Source organism: Streptomyces sp. NPDC102467, from assembly GCF_044765445.1.
In the GTDB taxonomy this organism is placed as follows: Bacteria; Actinomycetota; Actinomycetes; order Streptomycetales; family Streptomycetaceae; genus Streptomyces.
The window spans coordinates 28,135-54,225 of the sequence record NZ_JBIWKA010000016.1; the positions used below are offsets into that span (position 1 = coordinate 28,135).

Consider the following 26,091-nt stretch of genomic DNA (forward strand, 5'->3'; position numbering starts at 1 on the left):
GATGACCACTCTTGCTGCTGAGAGGCTCAGGACGATGCCAGACACCAGGACCGCCCAGACCTCGCCCGACGCCGGGTCGTCCACGCTGGAAACGGTGGTGTGGCAGGCCTGGAAGGCCATGGAGCTCCCCGAGGGCTACCACGCCGAGATCATCGAAGGAACCATTGAGGTGTCGCCCACCGGGTGCTTTGCCCACGGTCAGATCGTCAACCTGCTCCGTGACGAACTGGTCTTCTTCTTGAAGGAGACCGACTTTGTCGTGCGCAACGACATCAACGTGGTTCACCAGGGCAGCGCCTGGGTCCCGGACCTGTTCATCGTTCCCAGGGACGTCGATCGACACGTCACGGCCGACGGCCTCGGCATCACCGCCGCGGCCGTCCGCCTCGTCGTCGAGGTCGTCTCCCCCGGCAAGCGCAACCAGGACCGCGACCGCGTGAAGAAGCGCCGCGAGTACGCCCGCGCGGGCATCCCGGTCTACGTGATCATCGATGACCACGACAGCGAGGGCACCGTCACCGTCCTCACCGAGCCCCGCCCCGACAAGGAGGACTGGGCAAGCGTGCACCAGGTCCCGTACGGCACCGAAGTGGCCATCCCCGAGGGCCCCGCCAAGGGATTCCTCCTCAGCAGGACGATCACCGGCCCACGCCGCGCCTGACCGTACCCCCGTGCCCTGTCAGCCCTGCCGGGCGTCATAGGCCGCGCGGGCCGCGTCGATCCGGGTGAGGTGCGTGACGCTCCAATTGAGCAGGGGCGCGGTGGCTTCGCGCAGGGTGCGGCCCATGTCGGTCAGTTCGTAGTTGACGTGCGGCGGCATCACCTCGTGGACGGTGCGGGTGAGGATTCCGTCCCGCTCAAGGCTGCGCAGCTTCACCGTGAGCATGCGCTGGCTGATCCCGTCGATGGACCTTTTGAGCTCGGTGAAACGGCGCGGTCCGTCCCGGAGATTGCGCACGACCAGAAGCGACCACTTGTCCCCGACGATGTCGAGCACCACCCGGGTCCGGCACGCGTCGCTGGACAGCTCCATGGTTACCTCCAGAGAACCGGGGCACTGAAAAGTGCCTTATTGCCTTCGGCGCACGGTATGCACCAGCGTGTTCTTAGTACTCAAAGAGTACCGAGGCACGAAAGGTAACCAACCATGTCCACATTCCTGCTGATACACGGCGCCTGGCACAGCGGCCAGTGCTGGGAGCGCGTGGCGCCCCTGTTGGAGGCCGCCGGGCACCGGGTGTTCGCGCCGTCCCTGACCGGCTACGGCGACAAGGCGCACCTGCTCGGTCCCGAGGTCGGGCTCGACACGCACGTCGACGACGTGGTCGGGCTGATGGTCGAGGAAGACCTCGACGACGTCGTACTCGTCGGCCACAGCTACGCGGGCCTGGTGATCTCCGCCGCCGCCAACCGGGTCCCGGAACGCGTCGCGCACCTGGTCTACCTCGACGCGATGGTCCCGGAGGACGGTGAGTCCGCGGCCGACGTCATGCCCGTGACGCGGCACCTGATCGAGCTGGCCGAGAAGTCCGAGAGCGGCTGGCGTGTGCCGCCGATGCCCGAACAGCCCGCGCCCTTCGGCCTGTTCGGTGTCACGGACCCGGCGGACGTCGCCTGGCTGCGCGGGATGCTCTCCGACCAGCCGGTGCGCTGTCTGCAACAGCCGGTGCGCCTGGACAACCCGGCGGTGAACGCGATCCCGCGCACGCACATCCACAACGTCGGCGCCGCACCGGCGGGCGTCATTCGGCGCCCCGTCCCCCCGGTCCAGCCCAACGGCACCGCCGCCCAGGTGTGGGAGCTGCCGACCGGCCACGACTGCATGATCACCATGCCGGGCGAACTCGGCGAACTGCTGCTCAAGCTCTCCTAGCCCGGCGACGCCGCCGGGGCGCCGCCCTTACCTCCGACGTAATCGACCCGCCGCGCACCCCCCGGCACTCTGAAGTCACCGGAACCCGGGCGGCGCACTCCGCTCGGGCTCCGGGTCCAAGTGTGGACCGACACGGGCTTCAGGAGGCCGAGAGACATGACTGCCAACGGACAGAACGCCGGTACTGGTACCTATGAGACTGCTGTCGCCCGCTACTTCGAGGCCTGGAACGCCGTGGACGCGGACGAGCGCACCAAGGCCGTCGCCGCCGCCTGGACCGAGGACGGCACGTACACCGACCCGCTGGCCGACGTCGCCGGGCACGACGGGATCGCCGCCGTCATCGGCGCCGCGCACGAGCAGTTCCCCGGGTTCTTCTTCCGGCCGCTCGGGGCGGTCGACGGACATCACCGGGTCGCCCGGTTCGGCTGGGAGCTGGTGTCGCGGGCCGACGGTTCGGCACCCGTCGCCGGGTTCGACGTGATCGAGCTCGCCGACGACGGGCGGATCCGGACCGTGCGCGGCTTCCTCGACCGGGTGCCCGCCGGAGCCTGACGCCAAGGCTGTTACCGCCGGGTACAGATGTCCGGTATTCGCCGTATCTGGCTTCATGTCGGGAAGTAACGGATGCGTTTTCGTTGCGGTGTTGCTTCACCTCTTGACGTGACTTGGGCGGCCGAGTTGGCTTCGAGCCACCTCGGCCGCACCGTCGCGGCCACGTCAGGGAGGTACCGAAATGAACACGCGTATGCGATGCGCCGGACTGGCCGGTGTCGCATCCGTCCTTGTGGTCTCGCTCACGGCCTGCGGTGGTGTGCTGCCCGGCGGGGACAGCGACAGCAGCGCGCCCGTGCGCAAGGGCAACGACGTCAAGATCGGCCTGCTGCTCCCGGAGAAGGAGGCGGCGCGCTACGAGAAGTTCGATTACCCCATCATCAAGAGACAGGTCGCGAAACTCACCGACGGTGAAGGGCGACTGGTCTACGCCAATGCGGGGCAGGACGCCAAGCTGCAGAACCGTCAGATGCAGCAGATGATCGACAAGAAGGTGGACACGCTGATCGTGGACGCCGTCGACTCGAAGGTGATCGCCGCCTCGGTGCAGAAGGCGAAGGACGCGGGCATCCACGTCATCGCGTACGACCGTCTCGCCCGGGGGCCCGTGGACGCGTACGTCGGCTTCGACAACGGGCTCGTCGGTCAGACCCAGGGCAAGGAACTCGTCCAGGCCCTCGGTGACAAGGCGACCAAGAACAGCAAGATCGTCATGATCAACGGCTCGCCGACCGATCCGAACGCGGCCGACTTCAAGGAGAGCGCCCGCGCGGAGCTGGCGGACTCGGTGACGATCGCGAAGTCGTACGACACGGTGGCCTGGAAGCCGCAGAACGCCAAGGCCAACATGGAACAGGCCATCACGGCGCTCGGCGCCTCCAACATCGCCGGGGTGTACTCGGCGAACGACGGCATGGCCGGCGGGGTGGTCGCGGCGCTCAAGGAGGCCGGGGTCACGAAGATGCCCCCGATCACCGGGCAGGACGCCGAACTGAGCGCCGTACAGCGGATTCTGACAGGCGATCAGTACATGACCGTCTACAAGCCCTACCCGGAGGAGGCCGCGACCGCCGCCGAGATGGCGGTACGGGTCTCGCAGGGCCGGATCATCGAGTTCGAGGCCCTCGCGATGGGCAGGACCGACAGCCCGACGACGAAGCAGGTCCGTACGGCGAGCGTGAGCGTCGTCGCGCTGAAGCGCGACAACATCAAGCAGACCGTGGTGAAGGACGGGTACTTCAAGCTGAAGGAGATCTGCACGACGAAGTACGCCCAGGCGTGCGCTGCGGCCGGCCTGAAGTAGGCGGCCCGCCCACGCGCCTCGGCACCGGTGCGGGTCCCCCACCCCGCCCGGTCAGCCCTCCTGCGTCAGGATCCCCGACTGCCCGATGAGATAGCCGAGTTGAGCCCGGCTGTCGCTGCCGAGGGTCGCGGCGAGCTTGGCGATGTGGACACGTACGGTGCGGATGTTCATGCCCAGACGCTCGGCGATGACGGCGTCGGTGTGGCCCTCGATCAGCATGCCGGCGATGGTGCGCTGGCGGTCGGACACCTCGTTCTGCTGCGGCGTGGCCTGATCGTCGGTCGGGAACATGGGGGTGGCCAGGCGCCACAGCCGCTCGAACGTGGTGCCGAGGTAGGAGATCAGGGCGGGATGCCGGATCTCCAGGGCGACGGTGCGGTCATGGTTGGCGGGGATGAAGGCCACCGTCCGGTCCAGCATGACGAGGCGCTCCGTGACCTCGTCGAGGGTGCGGACCTCCACGTCACCCACGAGCTGCTCGAAGTGCGCGAGCACGGCGGGAGAGTGCCGTGTCGGGTGCTGGTAGAGGGTGCGCATGCGGCAGCCGCGCGCCAGCAGCCCCTGCTCACGCGGAAGCGACGCGGCCAGCAGATCGGGCGGCCGGAACCCGCCGGGCTGAATGGTCAGCAGCTCCTTCGAGGAGGCGGCCACGGCGTCCCCGATGGCGTCGTTGATCCGCTGGAAGCCCATCAGCACCCCGATCATCGGGGAGTTGGGCACGGCCGCGCGCTGCGCGTCGATGTCGATCAGCGGTGCGAAGGTCTGGGCGAGACGCTCCTCGTCCTGACGTCTGCGGGCGATGTCCTCCTCGATCGTGCTGAGCAGGCGGGGGAGGGCGACAGCGGGCGGCACCGGGAGCAGATATCGGACATCCTCCTGGACGGCGAGCAGCAGCCCCAGGTCGATCAGGCAGGGGACCTGCTGGACATCGCGGCGCAGGATGCGCCCTTCGCGCAGGGCCCGTGAGTACAGCCGGGCTCCCGCCTCGCACAGCTCGTCGGTTCCGTGCGCGTGGGCCGCGGTCTGCTCGTCCTCGGCCGGTTCCGTCAGCCCGGCCATCAGCGGTCCTGGTCCAGGATCCCCGACTGTGCGATGAGGTAGCCGAGCTGGGCGCGGCTCCCGCTGCCCAGGGCGGCGGCGATCTTGGCTATGTGAGCACGGCATGTGCGTACGTTCATGCCGAGACGGCGAGCGATGGCCTCGTCCACGTGTCCCTCGATGAGTAGTTTCGCGATGCTGTGCTGGATTTCGGTCAGACCGTCGGGGGCCGCCTCGTACGGGGCTCCGGCCTGCAGCGGGACCGAGCGTGCCCACATGAACTCGAATATTTTGATCAGGTAGCGCACCACACCGGGGTGGCGGAGTTCGAGCGCGACCTGCCGATCGTCGCGGATGGGAATGAAGGCGACGGTCCCGTCGCAGATGATGAGCCGCTCCACCAGTTCGTCGATCGTGCGTATCTCGACCCTGCCCTTGGCGATCCGCTCGACGTACGCGAGCGTCTCGGGGCTGTGCCTGGCGGTGTGCTGGTACAACGTGCGCAGCCTGACGCCCCGGTCGATCAGCGGGCGGTCCCGCTCCAGACCCTGGGCCAGGGCGTTCTCCAGGCGGCGGCCGCCCGGCTGCACGGTGAGCATTTCCGAGCTGCACTGGGCGGTGGCGAGGTTGAGTGCCGCGTTGATCCGCTCGTAGCCTTCGAGGACCGTGATGGCGTGCGTGCTCGCCATCGACTGCGCGCTGACGGCCATGAACGGCTCAAAAGCATCGGACAGTTCGATCGACATCCGCCTGCGGTCGGTGATCTCCCGCTCGATGGGATGCAGCCGCTGGGCGAGGGCGACCGACGGCGGCACCGGGCGGAGCCATTCCGGATCGTCAGGGTCCGGGTGGAGAAGGGCGAATTCCATCAGGCAAGGAACGGTCTCGGCGTCGGCGCGCGAGATGCGTCCGGCACGCAGAGCGCTTGCGTACAGACGTCCGCCTTCGACGCACAAATCCGTCACGGCATGGGGATGTGTCTGTTGTGTGCCGTTTGTGAGCAAATCTCCACCCCCCAGGGTCCTGAACGTGCAGGAACATGATGCATCGATCCTGTGGCCATCAGGTGCCTGAATGAGCCATCGTCGATTTTGTCGGGGGACGAGGAGACCATCAAGTGAGGACGAAGCCAACGATGCGCAAGAGAATGCTTCGCTCGACGCTTGCCGCTGCTTTCTCCGCGATCGTGGCCCTGGGGGTCGTGGGCGGCCTGGCCGGCGAGGCAAGCGATGTCCGGGCGGACAGCAGTTGGAACTCGCCGCCGTCCAACGGCGCGGCAAGTGCCCCGTACGCGGCAAGTTCCCCCTACGCGGCAAGTTCCCCGGCAGACAGCTCCTGGAACTAGGGAGGTCATGACTATGCCTCCAGACGACAGAACTCTCCGCCGCGAGATGGCGATCGCCTACCGGTCCGGCTGGCACACGATCGACCTCGTGACGGCCATCCCGAACCCGGGTGACTCGCTCATGGTCACCCTGTTCGGGGAGCCGATCATCGTGGTGCGGGACGACGAGGACGACCTCAGGGCCTACCGGTGTCTGCGGCGCCCCCGCGGCGCCCCGCAGCCGGTGCGGACCGTCGTCCGGTACGGGATGATCTTCGTCAATCTCGACCAGCGTGATCACCAGCTGGTCGGTGCCGCGGAGCCCGAGCTTCCGCACACCACCAGTACCACCTCTGCCACCCCCCGCAGTGCCTGACGCGATTCCCCCGTCGTAGTAGATCGCGCAGGTGCTTCCCCCCGCAGCGGCGTCACCGTGAACCTGAACACGGTGGCGCCGCTGCAGTTTTGTGCGGGGACGAGTTCTGTGTGGTGTAGGGACGCCGAACCGGGCTACTCGTCGAAGACCGCGTTGCCCGTGCCCCGGCTCACGGCGATCTCGATGACCACCCGGTCGGGGTTGGGGCGCGGAGCGCGGGAGTAGCGCTCGGCGTAGCGGCGTTCGGCGTCCGCGATCAGGGCCGGGTCCGTGCGGACGGTCGCCGTGCCCTCCAGGGTCGTCCAGCGCCGGCCGTCGACCTGGCAGACCGCGACCCGCGCCGGGGCGGACGCCGGCGCCGCGAGGATGTGGGCGGCCTTCCGGGTGGCCTTGCCCGTGATGACCCGGGCCACCCGCTGCCCGGCGTCGTAGGTGACGCCGACCGGGACGACGTGCGGCGTGCCGTCCGGGCGCAGGGTGGTCAGCGTGCACAGGTGCCTTTCCCGCCAGAAGTCGAGAAAGGTGGTGCCGGGGGAGTCCAGGTCGATCTGCTTGGCCATGGCCTGGAATCTATCCCCCCGCTTCCGGACCCCGCTCCCGCGCCCGCTCAGACGCCCAGCACCTTGAGCGGAATAGGCTCAACTTTGTGTACGCTGAATAGGTCAGAGTTGTCCGTGACGTGGAGGAGAAGGAGACAGTTACGTGGACGCCGAGCTGACGAACCGGAGCCGCGACGCGATCAACGCGGCCACCAGCCGGGCCGTGTCCGGGGGGCACCCGGATCTCACCCCGGCGCACCTACTGCTTGCCCTCCTCGAGGGGCAGGACAACGAGAACATCACCGACCTGCTGGCCGCCGTCGACGCCGACCAGGCGCAGGTCAGGGCCGGTGCCGAGCGCGTGCTCGGCAGCCTGCCCAGCGTCACCGGGTCGACCGTCGCGCCGCCCCAGCCCAACCGCGAGCTGCTCGCCGTCGTCGCCGACGCCGCGGAGCGGGCCAAGGAGCTGGGCGACGAGTTCCTCTCCACCGAGCATCTGCTGATCGGTATCGCCGCCAAGGGCGGGGCCGTGGGCGAGGTTCTGGCCGAGAATGGGGCCAGTACGAAGAAGCTGGCCGAAGCATTCATGAAGAGCAGGGGAGGGCGCCGGGTGACCACACCCGACCCCGAGGGTTCGTACAAGGCCCTGGAGAAGTTCGGTACCGATTTCACCGATGCCGCGCGCGAGGGACGGCTCGACCCCGTCATCGGGCGCGACCAGGAGATCCGCCGCGTCGTGCAGGTCCTGTCCCGGCGCACCAAGAACAACCCCGTGCTCATCGGCGAGCCCGGCGTCGGCAAGACCGCCGTCGTCGAAGGACTCGCCCAGCGCATCGTCAAGGGGGACGTGCCCGAGAGCCTCAAGGGCAAGCGGCTCGTCTCCCTCGACCTCGGCGCCATGGTCGCCGGGGCGAAGTACCGCGGCGAGTTCGAGGAGCGGCTCAAGACCGTCCTCTCCGAGATCAAGGAGAGCGACGGGCAGGTCATCACGTTCATCGACGAGCTGCACACCGTCGTGGGCGCCGGGGCCGGCGGCGATTCCGCCATGGACGCGGGGAACATGCTGAAGCCCATGCTCGCCCGCGGCGAGCTGCGCATGGTCGGCGCCACGACCCTCGACGAGTACCGCGAGCGGATCGAGAAGGACCCGGCCCTGGAGCGGCGCTTCCAGCAGGTGTTGGTCGCCGAACCGACCGTGGAGGACTCCATCGCGATCCTGCGCGGCCTCAAGGGGCGGTACGAGGCTCACCACAAGGTCCAGATCGCCGACAGCGCGCTCGTCGCGGCCGCCACGCTCTCCGACCGCTACATCACGTCCCGCTTCCTCCCGGACAAGGCCATCGACCTCGTCGACGAGGCCGCTTCGCGGCTGCGGATGGAAATCGACTCCTCGCCCGTCGAGATCGATGAACTCCAGCGCGCCGTCGACCGGTTGAAGATGGAGGAGATGGCGATCGGCAAGGAGACCGATCCGGCCAGCAGGCAGCGTCTGGAGAAGCTGCGGCGCGATCTCGCCGACAAGGAAGAGGAGTTGCGCGGGCTCACCGCCCGCTGGGAGAAGGAGAAGCAGTCCCTCAACCGGGTCGGTGAACTCAAGGAGAAACTCGACGAGCTGCGCGGCCAGGCCGAACGGGCGCAGCGCGACGGCGACTTCGACACCGCCAGCAAGCTGCTCTACGGCGAGATCCCTTCCCTGGAACGGGACTTGGAGGCCGCCACCGAAGCAGAGGAAGAAGTCGCCAAGGCCGACTCCTCGCAGAGCCCCATGGTCAAGGACGAGGTCGGCCCCGACGACATCGCCGACGTCGTCGCCTCCTGGACCGGCATCCCCGCCGGACGCCTCCTCGAAGGCGAGACGCAGAAGCTGCTGCGCATGGAGGACGAACTGGGCAAGCGCCTCATCGGCCAGACCGAGGCGGTCCGCGCCGTCTCCGACGCCGTGCGCCGCACCCGCGCCGGGATCGCCGACCCCGACCGCCCCACCGGTTCCTTCCTCTTCCTCGGCCCGACCGGCGTCGGCAAGACGGAGCTCGCCAAGGCGCTCGCCGACTTCCTCTTCGACGACGAGCGGGCCATGATCCGCATCGACATGAGCGAGTACGGCGAGAAGCACAGCGTCGCGCGGCTCGTCGGAGCCCCGCCCGGCTACGTCGGCTACGAAGAGGGCGGCCAGCTCACCGAGGCCGTGCGCCGCCGTCCGTACTCGGTGGTCCTCCTCGACGAGGTCGAGAAGGCGCACCCCGAGGTCTTCGACATCCTGCTCCAGGTCCTCGACGACGGCCGTCTCACCGACGGCCAGGGCCGCACGGTCGACTTCCGCAACACCATCCTGGTCCTGACCTCGAACCTGGGATCCCAGTACCTCGTGGACCCGCTCACGACGCCCGAGGAGAAGAAGCAGCAGGTCCTCGACCTCGTACGGGCGTCGTTCAAGCCCGAGTTCCTCAACCGCCTCGACGACCTGGTCGTCTTCTCCGCCCTGGACAAGGCGGAACTGCGCCGCATCGCGGGCCTCCAGCTCGACCGCCTGGCCAAGCGCCTGGCCGAGCGGCGCCTCACCCTCGACGTCAGCGAAGCCGCGCTCACCTGGCTCGCGGACGAGGGCAACGACCCGGCCTACGGCGCCCGCCCCCTGCGCCGCCTCGTCCAGTCGGCCATCGGCGACCGCCTCGCCAAGGAGATCCTCTCGGGCGAGGTCAAGGACGGCGACACGGTGCGGGTGGACGCGTTCGGTGACGGCCTGATCGTGGGTCCGGTCACCCCCGCCAAGACGCTGTAGCGCGCGTTCGCCGGCTGTCCGCAGTCGGCGAACGGCGGAAACCCGGTAAGTGGGGTTCCGGGCTGCCCCGCGGGGGGGTGAGGGTCTGTCGTCAAACCCCCGCCTGCCCGCCCTCCGGGCGACCGCGGGGGTTTGACGACAGACCCTCCTGGGAGAGGATGGGCCTCAGCCATACGAAGGGACCACGCACGTGAGCATCGATCCGTCCTCGATCCCCAATTTCGGGGGACAGCCCGAACCGCAGGAGGGGGCAGGACCGGCAGGCCCCGTCATCCCCGACCAGGACCTGGTGAAGCAGCTCCTGGAGCAGATGGAGCTCAAGTACGTCCTCGACGACGAGGGTGACCTCGCCGCGCCGTGGGAAGAGTTCCGTACGTACTTCATGTTCCGTGGCGAAGGCGACCAGCAGGTCTTCTCGGTGCGGACGTTCTACGACCGGCCGCACGGCATCGAGGTGAAGCCGCAGCTCCTGGAGTCCATCGACGACTGGAACCGGCGCACCCTGTGGCCCAAGGTCTACAGCCACACCCACGACGACGGCACGGTCCGCCTCATCGGCGAGGCCCAGATGCTGATCGGCACCGGTGTCTCCCTGGAGCACTTCGTGTCGTCGACGGTCAGCTGGGTGCGCGCCGCGATCGAGTTCGACCGCTGGCTCGTCGAGGCGCTCGGCCTGGAGTCCGAGGTCGACTCCGCCGAGGAGAAGCCCGAGGGCGACGACTCCGAGTGAGTAGTCCGGTTCTCTGCGGCTCCGCCGCAAAGACAGCCGCTCAGAGGGGCATGTGGGCGTAAGAGATCAGATACGTCCCGTACGTCACCGAGAGCCCGGCCAGTACGCCCACCACCAGGTAGGCGTGCGCAGGCCGGGCTCTCGCCGTTCTGGCCAGGGCGCACGCCAGCGGCAGCAGCAGCGGGAACGCGGGCAGCAGGAAGCGCGGCTTGGACTCGAAGAAGCCGGAGCCGCCGAGGGCGACGAGCAGCAGGACGCCGCTGTACACGAGGAGCGCCAGCGGGGCGCGGTCCAGGAGCAGCAGCGCGTACAGCAGGACCGCTGTCATGACGATCACCAGCGCCATCGCGAAGACGAAGCGGTCCCCGTGCAGCAGCATCTTCTTCGTGAAGCGGGCCGCGCCGACCCCGAGGTCGAACGTCGAGCCCCAGCCGCGCTGCACCGTGAAGTAGCCGCCGAGCGGATCGCCCTTCCTGATCCCGACCCAGAGCACGTACGCGACCCAGCCGGCCGGGGCGAGCAGCGCGCCCGTCCACAGCCTGTGGGGAACCCGGCCGCGCCGCCGCACGATCTCGAAGACGGCGGTGACCACGACGGCCGCGGCGACCGCGAAGCCGTTCGGCCGGGAGAGCCCGGCGAGCGCGGCGAGGGCGCCCGCCCACATCCAGTTCCCCTTCAGCACCGCGTGGAGCGACCACGCGGCCAGCGCGGTGAGGACGGGTTCCGTGTACGCCATGGAGAGCACGACCGAGTGCGGGAGCAGGCCCCACAGGACGACCAGGAAGGTGGCGACGGCGCGGCCGTGCAGATGCTCGCCGATCCGGTAGATGCCGAGGGCGGCGGCGAGGGTCGCGGTCCACGCGAGGAGCAGGGCGCAGGCCCCGGCGCTGACCGGGAGGACCGTGTGCAGGGCGCGGATCAGCGCCGGGTACAGGGGGAAGAAGGCGAGGTCGCTGTAGACGATGCCGGGCCTGAAGTGCAGGGTGCGGGCGCCGTAGCCGTCCGCGGCGATGTGCAGGTACCAGCGCGAGTCCCAGGACCGGCCGAGCAGGGCGAGGGGCAGCCGCCCGCTCAGCCAGCCGGTGACGGCGACGGCGAGCATCCCGGTGAGCCGGGCGGCGGCGAAGAGACCGAGGGCGCGGACCGCTCCGGACGCGGGCAGGCGCGGCAGGGCCCGGGGTCCGGCGGAGGTGGCGGAGGTCGCTGAGGTGGCTGAGGGGGCGTCAAGGACGGCGGCGGATGGCTCGGTCACATCCGAACCCTGCGATGCCCGTGCCGCGCCCGCGCGTTGGGCGCGGCCAGACGGGCGGCGCCGCCGGGTTCAGGGACTGGGCTTCGCTTTCAAGGACCCGGCTTCGAGGACAGGCTCTTACAGCTGCTTGAGCCGTCCGACGGCGTCGGACAGGACGTCGTCCCGCTTGCAGAACGCGAACCGTACGAAGGGGGCGCCGGCCTCCCGGTCGTCGTAGAAGACGGCGTTGGGGATCGCGACCACTCCGCACCGCTCGGGCAGCGCCCGGCAGAACGCGAAGCCGTCGTCGAAGCCCAGCGGGCGGATGTCGGTCGTCACGAAGTACGTGCCCCGGGGGCGGAAGACCGTGAAGCCCGCGTCCGTCAGGCCCGTCGTGAGCAGGTCGCGCTTGGCCGTCATGTCGGCGCGGAAGCCGTCGAAGTAGGAGTCGGGCAGGGCGAGGGCCTCGGCGACCGCGTACTGGAAGGGTCCGGCGGAGACGTAGGTGAGGAACTGCTTGGCCGTGCGGACGGCGCCCACGAGGTCGGGCGCGGCCGTCACCCAGCCGACCTTCCAGCCGGTGAACGAGAACGTCTTGCCGGCCGAGCCGATCGTCACCGTCCGCTCGCGCATCCCGGGCAACGTGGCGAGCGGCACGTGCTCGGCGTCGTCGTAGGTGAGGTGCTCGTAGACCTCGTCGGTGACGACGAGGAGGTCGCGCTCGACCGCGAGTTCGGCGATGGCGGTGAGCTCGGCGCGGCTGAGGACCGTGCCGGTGGGGTTGTGCGGGGTGTTGATCAGGAGGAGGCGGGTGCGGGGGGTGATCGCGGCGCGCAGTTCGTCGAGGTCGAGGCGGAACGCGCCGTCGTGCGGGCGCAGCGTCACGGGGACGCGGGTGCCGCCCGCCATCGCGATGCAGGCCGCGTACGAGTCGTAGTACGGCTCGAACGCGACGACCTCGTCCCCGGGCTCGACCAGCGCGAGCAGCGAGGCGGCGATGGCCTCCGTCGCGCCGGCCGTGACCAGGACCTCGCGGTCGGGATCGAGCGTGATGCCGTAGTGGCGCTCCTGGTGCGCGGCGATCGCGGTGCGCAGTTCGGGGACGCCGGGGCCTGGCGGGTACTGGTTGCCGCGCCCGTCGCGCAGCGCCCGCACGGCTGCCTCGCGCACCTGTTCGGGGCCGTCGGTGTCGGGGAAGCCCTGACCGAGGTTGACGGCGCCGGTCCGCAGGGCGAGCGCGGACATCTCCGCGAAGATCGTCGTCCCGAACTCGGCGAGTCGGCGGTTGAGCAGGGGGCGCGCGCTGGAGGTCATGGCGGCCATCCTGCGCCGAACCTCTGGAGTTCCTCAACTCACGTACGGGAATGGGGGCCTGAAGTGATGCCCACGCGGTGGCCTCTGACCTGCGGCGCAGTCGTCGTTGTTAGCCGTTGTCGGTCGTTGCCGGTCCTCCTTGGACGGCCCACAGGCGGCCCAGCTCTCGCGCGCTTAGCTGCGGCGAGGACCCTGGACGTTCGGTCCGTGATTCTTTACCGACGCGGCAAATAACACAGTCCACGCTGCCGTGAGTGATTCGTTGTTGAACTGCTGCAAAAACACTCCGAACGGAGGATACTCAATAACCCATCTCGAACGGGGGGTTCGATGGCAACTTCACCACCTCCAGATTCTGAACCAAGCGCTCCACCAGCCCCGCAATCACCTCCGTCTTCAAGTCGAACCGTGCGGCTATTGGCGGCATCTCACGGATGGCAAACGCTTTTAGCCGCCATCGTCACAGGGGTAATAGCCCTCATTGCGGCTATTGTGGCCAACGGAGGCGTTGGTACTAGCGGAGGGGAGGAGCGAGAGCACACCGCGCACGGCCAATCAGGCGCCTCCGTGAGCATCAACTCGATCACACAGAAACCCGACCCCAATTTACCGTCAGGCCTGATCATCACGCTACGGGGCGAGTTCGAGGGCTTGCAGCAAGGCTGGGTGGTCTACACGTTGAGGGAGACGGCGGGAGAGACTTCAAGCACTGTAGAAAAAAAGGGCTCCAAGGGCCCACAACCTAGCCCCAATCGGTGGATTGCCCAGGAGGCGACAATCGAGAGCGCGAACACCTGGGAGTCGGTAATTCCGGTCGTCGATCTATCGAAGAAAACCCGATGGTATGCCGTACTTGCGCGCAAGTTTGAAGTGGATGGAACATGCCCCCCCGAGCCAGCCATCTGCAAGCCGGCGGGCACCATATATGATCTGGAAGATTACGGCCTAGACAGCGAATATGTGGAGGAATCTTCTGATGCAAAAGAATTACGCATTAAAGGCCGCAGCTAAGGGCGGGCAAATCCTAACTCGTAGCCTGCCGCGCTGTGTTCGTTGGTCTGACATGAGCGGGTTGGACGACCAACGGGCCGTACTGGAGCCAGGTTCATGGCGATTCTGCCGCACCTCGACCAGTGGCAGCGTCGACTCTTGATAAGGGACGGGAGCTCAGCCCCTCGCCGCGGCGCTACCAGAGGGGTTCGACTGTCACGGCGGGCCTGCGGGGTGCAGCCTCGGGGAAACGGGGGAAGGTCAGTCCGCCGAGCCGGTTGTGTGCAATTAAATGCCCTTTCAGTTGGCGTGATCTTGCGGAAGTCTCACCAACTGAAAGGGCGTCTTAAGAGGGAAGGAATCCGGGTTTCTCTCTGCCCAGCTCTTGCAAGTGGTTCAGGTAGTCCTGAGCTGTCGGTTCGGTGCTGTAACGCTGCCTCATGACGGCTGCGAGTTCTCGGCTGGTCATGATGAGAGACGGAACGGACTGCCGCTCTCCCTGTAGGGCCCGCTCGCCATAGATGAGGGCCTGTTCGAGGTCACCTTCGCGTGCTGCGGCGACACCCAGGGTCACCCGTGCTTCAGAATTCCGCATGGGTGACCGCTCCGTACCGTCGAAGTCTGTTCCGGCGCGTAGCACCTCGTCCGCGAGTGTCCGCGCGAGTCGGTCTTCGCCGACCAGGCGGTAGCAGTCCATCGCGTAGAAGTCGAACTTGGCAGGGTCGACGACGAAGTGGTTGTCCAGGTTTTCGGGGTGCGGCATCCCCTCCAACAGTCGGCGACCCTTATCTAGGGCCACCTCCACCTGGCGACGGTCCCCGAGCCGCGCCCACGCCTTGGCCTCCTGGCCTGCGAGCTGCACGGCGACGCTGTGTTGTGGCGCGGTCTCGGCTCCGGCCTGTGCGGCCGCGATGACCCCGCGATAGTCGCCGGTTGTGAGGGCGAACCATGCCCGCATCTCGTGTGCCCACGCCGCCACCTCGGGGTGGTCTGCCTCAGTGGCGAGCGATAGAGCGGCGCGACGCGTTGACTCGGCTGCGTGGCGGTCCCCTGTGTCGTACTCGACACAGCCGACCAGCAAGGCGAGCCAACCCGACAGCGCGAGCACTTCGCGATGCTGAGCAAGCGTGAGGCTCTTGCTGTGCAGCTCAACAACCCGGCGCAGCCACTGCCGGCCCTCGATGAGGAGCTGAGCACTCGGCATGAAGGGGTACTCCGAGCAGAGGCGATCCGTAGTGATCCGAAGAGCATCGAGTGTCGCGCTGTCCACGTCGGAACGGTTCAGACGACTGACGATCTCCAACGTCTCCATACCGCTCACTGCCAGAATTTCCCTGTCTCCGTCCCGTCGAGACGGAGCAGGGAAGAGCGCGCGCGTCACCGTGCCGAACACGGCAGCGATGATCGGTTGATAGAAGTCGTTCGGCGCCTGGCCTGACTCCCAGCGCTTCCACTGGCGAATCATGCTGTCCTCTGCCGGTAGCTCCGTGGGGGCGTGCGAGCGCAGGGCCCTGACCGCGTCACGCTGTGACCAGTCGCGCGCCTGTCGTTCGGCAGCAATGCGTCGCGCCCATGCGGGCCTGTTGTCAGTCATGCGCCCTCCTCCGAATGCCTGCTCCGAGTCTCGCGCGCGAGCCGGGGGGACAGGGAAGGGGACAGGGGGGTGTCACTGGACATGTCCCCAGCTCCTCCCTTCGTCCCCAGGGCTGTCACTTACCTCACACGCCCCACTACTCCCATGCTGATTGCAGATCAAGCGCCACCTGGAGCGGAGCGGTTTTCCAGCGCTTCGAGCCGTGCAGTCATCGCCTGGAGTTGGGAGCGGATTTCCTTGATGTCATCACGTACGTCGCCACCGGGGGCAGACCCGTCGCTGACGAAGTTGCCCAAGTTCCCCGCCGACACGATCAGCCCCTCGGCTCGGAGGGCGGCCAACCCGTTCTGGATGGTCTGGCTTGCGTATCCGAAACGGTCCATCAGCTCACGCTGAGACGCGAGTTTCTCTCCCGGCTTCATCTTCTTGATGTCGTCGCGGAGCGCGTCCGCGACCTGCACTGCCTTTGACTTTGGCCCTCCAGTGACAGTCATTCCTTGAGGGTACCCACCACAGCGAACTAGTGCGCATCACCCTGCGGGGCTTGTGCACCACAGCAGACTAGTGCAAGCTAGTTAGCAAGAGGTCGCCCCGATCCAAAGGGGCAACTGCTTGACCTGCACGAATAGCGCCCGGATGGATGCACGGACCGGAGCCAGCGCTACGGAGAACTCAACAGAGTGCCGACCCAGCCGCATGAACAGATGCGGTCGATGGGTGCGGGGCACCACCCCGACCACACGTCGGGCCGGGTGACCTGCCCAGATCCGCCCTCGCGGCGGTGATGGCACTGCGCTTTCGCCCCGATGGTCGCAGGCCGGGTTCGACTCCCGGCCGGGGCACTGCGGTCGCTCCTGACCGCGTACCTGCACCACAGAGGGGTTCCCCCTCAACGGCGCGCGCCCCCGGAGCTGTCACTCCGGGGGCGCTGTTCGGGCCGCACCTACTGCTAGGGAGACACGACCCATGAACCACATCGTCACTGTTCAGGACGCTGTTACCGCGTTCGCCGACTTCATGGAGCCCACGGGCGCGGAGCTGGCCGCCATCGACGCCGAGATGCCCGTCATCCGCGCCGAGATGGACCTGCTCGACGCGCAGATCATCGTCATCGACCGCACCCCGTGCGAGCTGGACGAGCGGCGTATCCGCCGCGCCCGCCGCAAGGTGCTGGCCGCTCACCGCGACCTGCGCAACGGCGCGGCCGACCAGACGGGCGGTGTCGCATGAGCAGCATCCGCACCCCGAAGCAGTGGGGCGTCACCGGCCTGGTGGCCGCTAGCTGGCTGACGCTGGCGCTCGCGGCGGTCCTGATGGTCCGGCATGACTCTCGGTGGTGGCTGGTCTTCCTCGTCAGTGGGCTGTTCCAGTTCGCCTCCCTGCTGTTTGAGCAGACGGACACCGACCAGCCGCCCCACCCCGACGCCCGCCCCGACGCGGACGCCGACGAGGAGTTGGAGTCGTTCGCGTGGGAGTCCGGCGACCTGCGTGATGGGGAGGCGGGCCGATGATCCGCATCGTCACCACGAAGCGCCTGGCGCTTTTGGAGGCTGACCGGCGCGTGGCGGTCGAGCGCGCCCGGCAGGCCACCGAGCACGCGGCCCGGCAGGCACACGAGCTGTCCGCGCTGGCCGACCGTGCCGAGCGGGCCGAGGCCACCGCCGAAGAGGTGGGCGCGCTCCTGGTCCACGCCGTGCAGCAAGCGGGCGCGGCCGAACAAGGTCTGCTGCTCGATCAGATCGAGTTGCGGCGCCTGCGTGAGGACCTGGCAGCGGCTCGGGAGCCGGGGCGGGCGGTGTTCCTGCTCATGCACTACGGCACCCCGCGCATGGTCTACCGCAGCCGCGAGGACGCGGTGGCCGACACTGCCACGCACGGCATTGCGGCAGACCGCGTCTGGGGTCCCGGATCGCAGTTTTGGTTCGATGCGGAATGGGTGCTGGCGGCGTTCACGTACGACACCTCTTCGGGTGGCTTCCGGGGTTCGCTGACGCCGACTGCGGTGGGGCTCGGGGGTGCGGCGTGAACGCTGTTCATGTCCGTTCAGCCGAGAAGGCGTTGAACGTCGGAACGTGGCTGATCGTGTCCGGCGCGATGCTCTACTCCGTCCTCACCGTCACCCCGCTGATGGCCGATCACACCGCCGACCGGTGGGCGTGGACGGCCCCGATCCTCCCCCTCGTGGTGGACGCTGCCGTGGTCATCGTGGTCAAGCTCGATGACGTGCTGGCGCGTCTGGGTGGGCACGGTGGCCGGTGGCCGGTGGTGCTGCGCTGGATGACTGGCCTGATGACCCTGGCGCTCAATACGGCCGACTCCGCGTTGAAGAACGACCTGGTGGGCATGGCTGTCCACTCGGTGGCGCCGCTCCTGCTGATCGTCACAGCGGAGACCGGCCTGGCCTACCGGCGCGCCATCGCAGGAGCCGTCGCCGCGCTGGAGGCCAAGCAGAAGGCCGAGCGCGCCGAGCGGGAACAGGCGGCCCGTGAGCGTGCCGAGCGGACCCGTGCTGAGGCCCGGGAGGAGCGCGAGCACGCCGCGCAGTTGGCGCGTGAACAGCGCGACCACGAAGCGCTCCTGGTCCGTGAACAGACGGATCGGGAGGAGCGTCGGCGCCGCGAGGAGCGCGAGGAGCGAGAGCGGTTGGAGGCTGCCGAGAGGGAGTCTCGTGAACGCCGTGAACGCGAGCGTGAACACCGTGAACAAGAGCGCGCCCGGCTTGAACGTGAGGCCCGCGAGCGCACCGAAACGGAAGCCCGCGAGCGTGCTGCGACGGTCGAGCGTGAACGCCGTGAACGCGAGGAACGGACGGCCCGCGAGCGGGCCGCGCTACTCGATCGCGGACCGGCCGAAGAACGTCTCTCTGAGGAACTGGGACGCCGGATCGTGGCCGCCGCGTTCGAGGCCGGGTTGCCGGTGCGGCAGGCTGCGGAGCTGTCCGGCTGGTCGGTCGGCTGGGTCTCGACCCGCTACGCCGAGCACCGCGAGCCTGACGCGGGCCGCCGTGCTGACCTCGCGATCGCGGGCCAGTGATGGCCACCCTGCCGGTCTACCGGTGGCGCCTCGCCCCGGACGGCTTGGCGACGCGTCGTCAGCTCCGGGCACTCGGGCTGCGGCCCGGGGGACAGGACGTGGCCGCGCAGATCGAGCGGCCCCGGCGCCGTAGGGGCCCGCTGGTCGCCTACCTCTACCGCATCGACCGCGCCCTTCCGGTCCGGCCGATGACCCCGGGCCGGTGGGCGGCCCTGGCCAAGGCCAACGCCGCCCGCCGCATCTGCCCCGAGTGCCGGCGCGATGCCGGATACGTCATCCCCAGCTCGCTCGGCATGTGCCCCACCTGCGCTTTCCCCGACAACGCCCCGGAGGGTGCGTCATGGACAACAACCTCCCCGCACCACGCCCGATGACCGTGGTCCAGCTCCCCGACGGACAGCACGTCTACGCCGACCCCGCCCACCTGCCCGCCGCCCAGCCGACCGGCCCGCAGGTCGTGCACATCCACCAGGCAGCCCCGGATCGCACGGTGCAGCGCCTCGCGCTCGGCTCCGGAGTCGGGGCCGGGGCGGTCGCGGCCGGCGTCTACTTCGGCCCGCTCCTGGTGGGCGTGCTGACCGCGATCGCCGCGAACCTCGCGATGCTCGCCTTCATGGTGCTCATCCTCGGCTGGGGCGTCACCGCCGTCGTCCGCGCCGTGGGCTCCGGCACCTCGAAGAAGAGCAGCCGCAAGCGCCGTTGACCCCCACGGCCCCACGCGACCCATAGAGCGCTCGAACCCCCTCGCGTATGGGTGTTGACCCCTGGGCCGCTGGACGGCCGCTCAGCGGCCCGCCAGGGGGTTGCACGGCCCGATTTTCGACGGCCCTACGCGCGCAGGCGCGTAGGGCCCCCACCCCTCCCCACCGCTCAACTCCGCAACTCCGCAGGTCAGATGCGGTTGCGGCGGTATCAACCGGCGCCGTTGACGCAACCAACGGCGCCGCACTGTGCAACTAGGGCGGGCCGGTGACGCCACGCAACGGCGCACCGGCCCTTATCCACGGTCTTGGAGGACTCTCGTGGACTGGAAGCAAGCATGGTCGACCACCACCAACACCACCACTGCGGCCCTCGATTCGCTCTCCCCCGTCTTCGTGCCGTTCGCCGCGCGCTGGGACATGGAAGCCGACCGCCGCACCAAGCTGCGCACCCCGGAGCATTTGAAGACGCTCATGGCGACGCAGAAAGAGCACAACGCCGCGCGTTCCACGCTGTCCACGGCCAAGTCGCAGAAACTCACCGCGCGCGCCGCGACCAACAACCCGTTCGCCGCGAGCCGCCGCGCCGCCCGCGTCGCGACCAAGGCAGCCACGCGGCACGAGCGCGACACCCGCGACAAGCTCAAAGAGGCCCGGGTGAACTACCCGACCACGCTCAAGGCCCGGGCGATCCAGGCGCACTCGGTGCACGCCGTGCCCGGGGCCATCGCGTCGGCGCTCATGTCCACGCAGCACCTCACCGTCTGGCCGGCCACCACGTCGGCGCTGCTGATCGGGGCGAACGTGGCCGGTCTCGCGCTCGGTCGGCGCAAGCTGCGCGTGGAGGTCGATGAGTCGCTGTCGCTGGAAGAGCGTCAGCTCATGGCGCGTCTCGACCCCGCGTACTGGGTCGAGCACGCCCCCGACCGCGGCCTGTCCGGCACCGTGACCACGCCGCCCGCCATGGAGCCGGGCGGTATCCGGTGTGAAGTGCGCCTGGATGGGACGTGGACGGTCAAGACGCTCGCGGACAAGGCCGACTCCATCCGCGCCCTGCTCGGTGCCCGCACCGCGCTGCGCGTCCGGATCACCTCCGCCTCACGTGGCGGGTGGGCGGTGCTGTCACTGGCGACACGTTCGGCAGCCGCGGGCGTCTCCTCGCTGTGGACCCCCGACCGCATCCCTGCCGATCCGCTGATGATGAGCCTGGGTCTGGACACCGAGACCGGCGATGAGGCGCTGGTCCCGTTCGATGAGCGGCTGCTCGTCTCGGGCGCGTCCGGCACCGGCAAGTCGTGGTCGTTCCGCCCGCTCATGGCCACCGCCCACCTGCGCGGTGACCTGCTGCTGATCGACGGCAAGGGCGAAGAGTCCAACGTCTGGGAGCCGGTGTGCCACGTCGCCAATGAGCGTGACGAGATCACCGACACCGTAGACGCGGCACATACGGAGATGACCCGCCGCAAGCACGACATGAAGAAGCGCGGCATCAGCGTGTGGGACGGCCGACAGCTCACCGTCGTGGTGGATGAGGGACAGGTCGTGCTCGCCCTGATCGGCAAGGACAAGGACCGGCTGCAGCGCCTGATCGAACTGTCCTCCCTGGGCCGTTCGCGCGGGGTGGTCCTGTGGTGGGCGACGCAGTACCCGCTGACCGACGGGGCCGCCCCGGGCGTGCACAAGCTGATCGCACCGAACCTGCTCACCCGCTTCTCGCTGCGGGTGGCCGGTACGACGCAGGCGCAGGTCGCCCTGGACGACTGCGCGCACTACGCCCCGCACCAGATCCCCGACGGCCGCGAGTACCGGGGGCACGGCTACCTCAAGGGCTACGGGCCGCGCATGCTGCGCACCTGGACCCTGGACGACGCGGGCGTACGCGCCCTGCCCAAGTCCATCTGGACCCCCACCCAGTCCACAGGTGGGCAGACGGCCCCGGCGCCGCTGCACCTGGTCAAGAACACCGCACCGTCCGGGATCGCGTCCAACCGGGACAAGGTCTTGGGCGCCGTGCAGTCCGGCGCCCGCACCGCCAAGGAAGTGGCCGACGCGACAGGCCTGAACAAGGGCACCGTCTCCCGAGAGATCAAGGCACTCACCGCTGCGGGGGCTCTGCAGCGGACCGCTGACGGGCGTCTCCTGCCCGGCCAGCAAGCCGCCTGACTCATCCATCAGCGCCAAGGGCGGCCCCGTCTCGCCAAAGCCGGGCCGCCCTTGTCTCCAGTCCTCAACAGACCTGTTGGAGGTCTCCAGCATGACGCAACCGACCCCCATTGGGGGAGAGCACCTGCACACGGCTCTCGCCCTGGCCGCCTCCGGACTGCCCGTACTGCCGTTACGAGCCGGGAAGGTGCCGTTCGGCAACTGCCGCCGCTGCACCGGCAACGCGTGCGGCGGCCGGCCGAACATGAAGACCCCCGGCCCTTGCGACTGCCCCGGGCCGTGCCACGCATGGGCCGCCGCGACCACCGACCCGCACATCATCAACTCCGCTCCCTGGCGCCGCGCCTGGCTGGGCGCGGGCGCGGTCGCCTACCACCCGGGCGGGGCAGGGCTCACGGTGGTGGATCTGGACAACGCCGACGCGATCGCGTGGGCCCGCGAGACCCTGCCCGTCACGCAGACTGTGCCCACCACCCGGGGCGAACACTGGCTCTACCTCGGGACGATGCAGTCCGCGAACGCGGTCCGGCCCGGCGTGGATATCAAGTCCACGATGGCCTATGCCCGGTGGCTCGGGTTCGGCACCGGCCCGATGGCCCACCTGCCGGATGCAGTGCGCGCGCTCGCCGCGAGCAAGCCCACCCCGCCCCGGCCCGCGCCTCAGTCCCTCGCGGGGTCCGCACCGACCGGGACGGGCGCATGCCGCCACCGCACGCCCGCGTTCCTGGAACGCGGCATCGCGATGGCGGAGCAGCGCATCACCGAGGTGTCCAGCGGCGTGCACCACGCGGTGTATCGCACGTTCCTGGCCGTGCTCTCCACGCACGGCCGGTGCGACTGCCTCACCGATGGCCACGTCGCGCGGCTGTTCGCCGCCGCGCAGGCCAAGGGCGAGACGCTGCGGCACTGCACCGAAGCCTGGACCAATGCCCGCACCACGTTGGGAGTGTGACCGTGGCTGACGACGACAAGACCCCAGCCCGCGAGGTCATTACCGACTACGCCCAAGCGCACTTCCGGTACTTCCGCACCCCCGACGGCACCGTGTACGCGCAGAAGAACGACCACCCCGTGGCCCGCCCGATCCGCTCCCAGGGCACCACCGGCAGCCATCGCCAGGAACTCATGGTGGGCCTGTTCCGCGACGGGCGCGGCGTCTTCAACGGCAGCGCCATCAAAGAAGCCCTGGACCTGATCGAAGCGCTCGCGCTGAGCGAGGCCGTACAGCCAGTGCACATCCGGGTGGCCCCGGGCTTTGATGGGGCGACGTGGCTGGACCTGGGGCGTGATGACGGGCAGTCGGTGCGCATCCACCCCACCGGATGGGAGATCACCGTTCCTGACCCGCGTGAGGTGTGCTGGCGCCGCACGCAGCTCACCGGGGAACTGCCCCTGCCGGTCAAGGACACCGACGGCAAGGGAATCGACCTCCTGATGCGGCTGTGCAACTTCGCCAACGCCGAGACCGAATGCCTGGCCATCACGTGGCTCATCGGCTGCCTCGCACCGTCCGTGCCCGTCCCCGCCCCGTTCCTGACCGGACCGCAGGGCGCGGGAAAGTCCACCGGCGGACGGATGCTGATCCGGATCGTGGAAGGCATGACCGGGGACCTGCGCCGCGCCCCGAAGGACGAAGAGAACCTGATCGCGGCGGTGGCGGCCGGATGGGTCACCGCCCTGGACAACCTCTCCCACATGACCCCGGACCTGTCCGACGCCATGTGCTGCATCGTCACCGGCGCCGAAAGCGTCAAGCGCGCGCTGTTCACCGACGGGGACGTGTTCCGCGTCGGCTACCGGCGCCCCCTGCTCCTGACCGGAATCGACGTCGGCGTCATCCGGCCCGACCTTGCCGAACGGCTCCTGCCCCTGAGGTTGGAGCGGCCCAAGGTCCGGCGCACCGAAGCGGAGCTGTGGGCGGACTACGCGGAAGCCCTGCCCGTCGTCCTCGGCTCGCTCCTGGACCTCACCGTCAAGGTCCGCGCCGTGAAGGCGGAGACGCCGACTGATCTGCGGATGGCGGACTTCGCGCACCTGTGCGCGCAGTTCGACGCCGCGACCGGACTCGGGGCCCTGCCCGCCTACCGGGCCAGCCTGGACGACCTCAACGACGACGTGATCGAGGGTGACCTGCTCGCGCAGACCGTCCTCAAGCACGCCGAAACGATCACCCCAGGCGCGGACCAGCGGATGACCTCCACGGAGTGGCTGCACCTCCTCAGCGTCCTCTACAGCGACGAGGGGATGCGTCCCCTGCCGAAGGGGTGGCCGACCACGGGCAAGGTCCTCTCCGACCGTCTCAAGCGCCTCCAGCCCACCCTGGCCGCTCGGGGCCTGCTCATCGACTCGGGACGCACCAGTGCGGGCCGCTACCTCGAAATGACCCGCCCGCCCGCACCGGCCCCCTACGAGCCGAAGCGCATGTTCTGACCCGCGACCGCACGTGCCTGGACAAGCAAGAGGAGCACCACCGGCCGGGCGTGCTCCTCTTGCTGTTCGGCGCACCGCGCCGCCCGAAGGACGTGCCGCGCAGCGGCTCCTTCTTCACGCTTGAAGGCGCCACCGCACTACAAGAGACGCCCCTTCTTTTGTCCTAAGAGGGAAGACGCTGCGTCATGTACGTCACGCCGGACGGAAAACGGCCCCTGACCTGCGGCGAAAGCCATGACGCAGACGCCAAACGCTGCGTCATCCTGCGTCATCTGCGTCACGCGGTGACGCAGTCCGTGCCGCACGCATGACGCAGCCCCACACCACCGCGTCAAGCAAAGCCACAGGTCAGAAGCCTGAATGTCGCTGATGACGCGATGACGCAGAAATCCGCGCCTCGGACACACACGGACACAGAGCAGCCGCGAACGCCAACACGACTCACTGCCGAGGACCCCCATGAGCCGAAGCCGTTCCGCTCCATCTGACCCTCGCGCCACCCTCCGTGGCGGCCTGCCCGATCGATATCTCACCACCGACGACATCGCCGAAATCTTCAAGGTGCCCAAGGAAACCGTCTACCAGTGGCGCAAGAAGCGCACAGGGCCGCCCGGCTTCCGCATCGGCAAGCACGTGCGCTACGACCCCGCCGCCGTTCACGACTGGGCCAGGGAACGCATGGCGGACGAGGACGCCGCCTGATGACCCGTGCCTGAGCGAGCACGACTCAGCATCTCGGGGAGGGCCACACCGTGGCCCTCCCCTTCTCCTTTCGAGAAGGGAACGCCGCCCTATGGCTGGCCATGTCCAAGACCGCTGGTTCAAGACCGAGACCAACGCCAGCGGCAAGACTGTCCGCGTCAAGAGCGACCGCCACGGCAGCGGCCTCCGCTACCGGGCCCGCTACGTCGGCCCCGACGGCACCGAGAAGTCCAAGAGCTTCCCCGACGGACAGAAGCGCCATGCCGATAAGTGGCTCAGTGCCATTGAGACGGACATGACGCGCGGTCAGTACACCGACCCCAAGTCGGTGCGGATCACGTTCAGGCAGTACGCCGAGAAGTGGTTGGACAGCAAGACGTCCAGCCCGATGGCCCGCAAGGAACTCGGCCGGCGTCTTCGACTGCACGTCTACCCGGAGCTTGGCTCCCGGCCGGTCGGGACCTTCCGGCCTGAGCACATCAGGGAACTCCTCGCCACGCTCGAAACGAAGCCCGGCGTGGGCCCCGCTTACACCCGGAACATCTTCGCGGACGTTCGGTCGGTCCTGTCCGCGGTTGTCGATGACTCGCTGCTGTCCCGTAACCCGTGCAGTGCGCGGACTGTGCGGCTTCCCAAGGCTGACGCGCACCCGGTAGTCCCGTGGATGCCCGCTCAGGTGTTCGCTGTTCGAGCGGCTCTACTAGAGCGGTATCAGGCTGTGGCCGATGTCGGCGCAGGGTGCGGCATGCGGCAGGGCGAGGTGTTCGGGCTCGCCGAGGACGCCATCGATGCTGACGGGAGCACGCTCCATGTGGTCCGACAGATCAAGCACGTTGAAGGCCGCCCAGTGTTCGCTCTCCCCAAGGGCGGCAAGAAGCGGGATGTGCCGTTGCCTGACTCCGTGGCGCGAGCCCTCCGGGCGCATATGGACGTCTGCAAGCCCGTGGAGGTCACGTTGCCGTGGGGTACGCCGGAGGGGCCGAAGGTATCCGCCCGACTGATCTTCACGGCTGAACAGGGGGGCATGATCTGGCGGAGCAACTTCAATGCCAAGGAGTGGAAGCCCGCACTCGCTGAGGCGGGGTTCATCCCGGAAGCCGATGAAGGGGAACGGTATGTGGGCGCGCGCGAGCACGGAATGCATGCCCTGAGGCACTTCTACGCCTCCGCACTCTTGGACGCGGGCGAGAACATCAAGGCTGTGAGCGAGTACATGGGGCACGCCGATCCAGGGCTGACGCTGCGCGTGTACGCCCATCTGATGCCCGACAGCCGAGAGCGCGCCCGTCGTGCCATCGATCAGCTCTTTGGAGCCTCACTCCCGGGAGTTCACGGCCCACAGACGGCCCAGTGAGGCGCGGACGGCCCCTGATCTGCCTCTCCGAGCAGGTCAGGGGCCGATGCCCTACGAGAACC

27 protein-coding genes are annotated in these 26,091 nt (G+C 68.7%); 19 read left to right on the forward strand and 8 right to left on the reverse strand.

Features of this window, described 5'->3' with window-relative positions; genetic code table 11:
- Nucleotides 1-34: 34 nt before the first annotated feature.
- Entirely contained in the window at nucleotides 35-661 is a 627-nt protein-coding gene (locus tag ACIREE_RS30535) for a Uma2 family endonuclease (RefSeq protein ID WP_404159174.1), read from the forward strand.
- 18 nt (nucleotides 662-679) lie between these two features.
- On the opposite strand, the gene ACIREE_RS30540 is transcribed toward ACIREE_RS30535, so the two are convergent.
- Nucleotides 680-1,033: a winged helix-turn-helix transcriptional regulator gene (locus ACIREE_RS30540; protein WP_404159177.1), complete on the reverse strand. Its 354-nt coding sequence runs from the start codon at nucleotides 1,031-1,033 to the stop codon at nucleotides 680-682.
- Nucleotides 1,034-1,147: 114 nt separating this feature from the next.
- Here ACIREE_RS30540 and ACIREE_RS30545 point away from each other — a divergent pair, with 114 nt between their 5' ends.
- From ACIREE_RS30545 to ACIREE_RS30555, 3 genes are all read left to right on the forward strand, one after another.
- On the forward strand, nucleotides 1,148-1,873 hold the full coding sequence (locus ACIREE_RS30545; protein WP_404159180.1) for an alpha/beta fold hydrolase: 726 nt from the start codon (nucleotides 1,148-1,150) through the stop codon (nucleotides 1,871-1,873).
- Between the two features lie 156 nt (nucleotides 1,874-2,029).
- Nucleotides 2,030-2,428: a nuclear transport factor 2 family protein gene (locus ACIREE_RS30550; RefSeq protein ID WP_404159183.1), complete on the forward strand. Its 399-nt coding sequence runs from the start codon at nucleotides 2,030-2,032 to the stop codon at nucleotides 2,426-2,428.
- Nucleotides 2,429-2,609: 181 nt separating this feature from the next.
- A complete protein-coding gene (locus ACIREE_RS30555) occupies nucleotides 2,610-3,731 on the forward strand; it encodes a sugar ABC transporter substrate-binding protein (protein WP_404159186.1) in 1,122 nt (373 codons plus the stop codon).
- A gap of 51 nt (nucleotides 3,732-3,782) precedes the next feature.
- Here ACIREE_RS30555 and ACIREE_RS30560 read toward each other — a convergent pair whose 3' ends face one another.
- Nucleotides 3,783-4,790: a LuxR C-terminal-related transcriptional regulator gene (locus ACIREE_RS30560; RefSeq protein ID WP_404159188.1), complete on the reverse strand. Its 1,008-nt coding sequence runs from the start codon at nucleotides 4,788-4,790 to the stop codon at nucleotides 3,783-3,785.
- On the reverse strand, nucleotides 4,790-5,773 hold the full coding sequence (locus ACIREE_RS30565; protein WP_404159191.1) for a helix-turn-helix transcriptional regulator: 984 nt from the start codon (nucleotides 5,771-5,773) through the stop codon (nucleotides 4,790-4,792). Before ACIREE_RS30565 ends, ACIREE_RS30560 begins: the two co-directional genes overlap by 1 nt.
- A gap of 348 nt (nucleotides 5,774-6,121) precedes the next feature.
- Between ACIREE_RS30565 and ACIREE_RS30570 the strand changes: the two genes are divergently transcribed.
- Entirely contained in the window at nucleotides 6,122-6,469 is a 348-nt protein-coding gene (locus ACIREE_RS30570; RefSeq protein ID WP_404159194.1) for a hypothetical protein, read from the forward strand.
- A gap of 134 nt (nucleotides 6,470-6,603) precedes the next feature.
- On the opposite strand, the gene ACIREE_RS30575 is transcribed toward ACIREE_RS30570, so the two are convergent.
- The gene (locus ACIREE_RS30575; protein WP_404159197.1) at nucleotides 6,604-7,029 is read right to left on the reverse strand and encodes a pyridoxamine 5'-phosphate oxidase family protein; all 426 of its coding nucleotides are present in this window, start codon (nucleotides 7,027-7,029) and stop codon (nucleotides 6,604-6,606) included.
- Between the two features lie 142 nt (nucleotides 7,030-7,171).
- On the opposite strand from ACIREE_RS30575, the gene clpB reads away from it, so the two are divergent.
- Nucleotides 7,172-9,787: an ATP-dependent chaperone ClpB gene (gene clpB, locus ACIREE_RS30580; protein ID WP_404159200.1), complete on the forward strand. Its 2,616-nt coding sequence runs from the start codon at nucleotides 7,172-7,174 to the stop codon at nucleotides 9,785-9,787.
- A 190-nt stretch (nucleotides 9,788-9,977) separates the two neighbouring features.
- On the forward strand, nucleotides 9,978-10,517 hold the full coding sequence (locus ACIREE_RS30585) for a YbjN domain-containing protein (RefSeq protein ID WP_404159203.1): 540 nt from the start codon (nucleotides 9,978-9,980) through the stop codon (nucleotides 10,515-10,517).
- Nucleotides 10,518-10,557: 40 nt separating this feature from the next.
- Here the strand turns inward: ACIREE_RS30585 and ACIREE_RS30590 are convergent, their stop codons facing one another.
- Both ACIREE_RS30590 and ACIREE_RS30595 read right to left on the reverse strand, forming a co-directional pair.
- Nucleotides 10,558-11,769 (reverse strand): hypothetical protein, encoded by a 1,212-nt coding sequence (locus ACIREE_RS30590; protein WP_404159206.1) that lies wholly within the window; start codon nucleotides 11,767-11,769, stop codon nucleotides 10,558-10,560.
- Between the two features lie 117 nt (nucleotides 11,770-11,886).
- Nucleotides 11,887-13,071: a pyridoxal phosphate-dependent aminotransferase gene (locus tag ACIREE_RS30595; protein WP_404159209.1), complete on the reverse strand. Its 1,185-nt coding sequence runs from the start codon at nucleotides 13,069-13,071 to the stop codon at nucleotides 11,887-11,889.
- Between the two features lie 558 nt (nucleotides 13,072-13,629).
- Here ACIREE_RS30595 and ACIREE_RS30600 point away from each other — a divergent pair.
- Complete coding sequence (locus tag ACIREE_RS30600; protein ID WP_404159213.1) at nucleotides 13,630-14,073, forward strand: hypothetical protein; 444 nt, start codon at nucleotides 13,630-13,632, stop codon at nucleotides 14,071-14,073.
- Nucleotides 14,074-14,398: 325 nt separating this feature from the next.
- Here the strand turns inward: ACIREE_RS30600 and ACIREE_RS30605 are convergent, their stop codons facing one another.
- A complete protein-coding gene (locus ACIREE_RS30605; RefSeq protein WP_404159215.1) occupies nucleotides 14,399-15,646 on the reverse strand; it encodes an XRE family transcriptional regulator in 1,248 nt (415 codons plus the stop codon).
- 158 nt (nucleotides 15,647-15,804) lie between these two features.
- Nucleotides 15,805-16,140, reverse strand: coding sequence for a winged helix-turn-helix domain-containing protein (locus ACIREE_RS30610; protein WP_404159217.1), 336 nt, complete (start codon nucleotides 16,138-16,140; stop codon nucleotides 15,805-15,807).
- A gap of 472 nt (nucleotides 16,141-16,612) precedes the next feature.
- Here ACIREE_RS30610 and ACIREE_RS30615 point away from each other — a divergent pair, with 472 nt between their 5' ends.
- The 11 genes from ACIREE_RS30615 (at nucleotide 16,613) to ACIREE_RS30665 (ending at nucleotide 26,029) form a co-directional block, all read left to right on the forward strand.
- Nucleotides 16,613-16,876 carry a DUF6284 family protein gene (locus ACIREE_RS30615; RefSeq protein ID WP_404159219.1) on the forward strand — a complete coding sequence of 88 codons (264 nt, stop codon included), beginning with the start codon at nucleotides 16,613-16,615 and terminating at the stop codon, nucleotides 16,874-16,876.
- Nucleotides 16,873-17,157 carry a hypothetical protein gene (locus ACIREE_RS30620; RefSeq protein ID WP_404159222.1) on the forward strand — a complete coding sequence of 95 codons (285 nt, stop codon included), beginning with the start codon at nucleotides 16,873-16,875 and terminating at the stop codon, nucleotides 17,155-17,157. The genes ACIREE_RS30615 and ACIREE_RS30620 overlap by 4 nt, the downstream gene beginning before the upstream one ends.
- On the forward strand, nucleotides 17,154-17,672 hold the full coding sequence (locus ACIREE_RS30625; protein WP_404159225.1) for a hypothetical protein: 519 nt from the start codon (nucleotides 17,154-17,156) through the stop codon (nucleotides 17,670-17,672). Before ACIREE_RS30620 ends, ACIREE_RS30625 begins: the two co-directional genes overlap by 4 nt.
- On the forward strand, nucleotides 17,669-18,679 hold the full coding sequence (locus tag ACIREE_RS30630) for a DUF2637 domain-containing protein (protein WP_404159227.1): 1,011 nt from the start codon (nucleotides 17,669-17,671) through the stop codon (nucleotides 18,677-18,679). The genes ACIREE_RS30625 and ACIREE_RS30630 overlap by 4 nt, the downstream gene beginning before the upstream one ends.
- Entirely contained in the window at nucleotides 18,679-19,053 is a 375-nt protein-coding gene (locus ACIREE_RS30635) for an RRQRL motif-containing zinc-binding protein (protein WP_404159230.1), read from the forward strand. Before ACIREE_RS30630 ends, ACIREE_RS30635 begins: the two co-directional genes overlap by 1 nt.
- Entirely contained in the window at nucleotides 19,020-19,382 is a 363-nt protein-coding gene (locus ACIREE_RS30640) for a DUF6251 family protein (protein WP_404159233.1), read from the forward strand. The genes ACIREE_RS30635 and ACIREE_RS30640 overlap by 34 nt, the downstream gene beginning before the upstream one ends.
- 319 nt (nucleotides 19,383-19,701) lie before the next feature.
- The gene (locus ACIREE_RS30645; RefSeq protein ID WP_404159235.1) at nucleotides 19,702-21,543 is read left to right on the forward strand and encodes an FtsK/SpoIIIE domain-containing protein; all 1,842 of its coding nucleotides are present in this window, start codon (nucleotides 19,702-19,704) and stop codon (nucleotides 21,541-21,543) included.
- 91 nt (nucleotides 21,544-21,634) lie between these two features.
- Nucleotides 21,635-22,495 carry a bifunctional DNA primase/polymerase gene (locus ACIREE_RS30650; RefSeq protein ID WP_404159238.1) on the forward strand — a complete coding sequence of 287 codons (861 nt, stop codon included), beginning with the start codon at nucleotides 21,635-21,637 and terminating at the stop codon, nucleotides 22,493-22,495.
- A 2-nt stretch (nucleotides 22,496-22,497) separates the two neighbouring features.
- On the forward strand, nucleotides 22,498-23,973 hold the full coding sequence (locus ACIREE_RS30655) for an ATP-binding protein (protein ID WP_404159241.1): 1,476 nt from the start codon (nucleotides 22,498-22,500) through the stop codon (nucleotides 23,971-23,973).
- A 459-nt stretch (nucleotides 23,974-24,432) separates the two neighbouring features.
- A complete protein-coding gene (locus tag ACIREE_RS30660; protein WP_404159243.1) occupies nucleotides 24,433-24,675 on the forward strand; it encodes a helix-turn-helix domain-containing protein in 243 nt (80 codons plus the stop codon).
- Nucleotides 24,676-24,766: 91 nt separating this feature from the next.
- On the forward strand, nucleotides 24,767-26,029 hold the full coding sequence (locus tag ACIREE_RS30665) for a tyrosine-type recombinase/integrase (RefSeq protein WP_404159246.1): 1,263 nt from the start codon (nucleotides 24,767-24,769) through the stop codon (nucleotides 26,027-26,029).
- The last annotated feature ends 62 nt before the right edge of the window (nucleotides 26,030-26,091 follow it).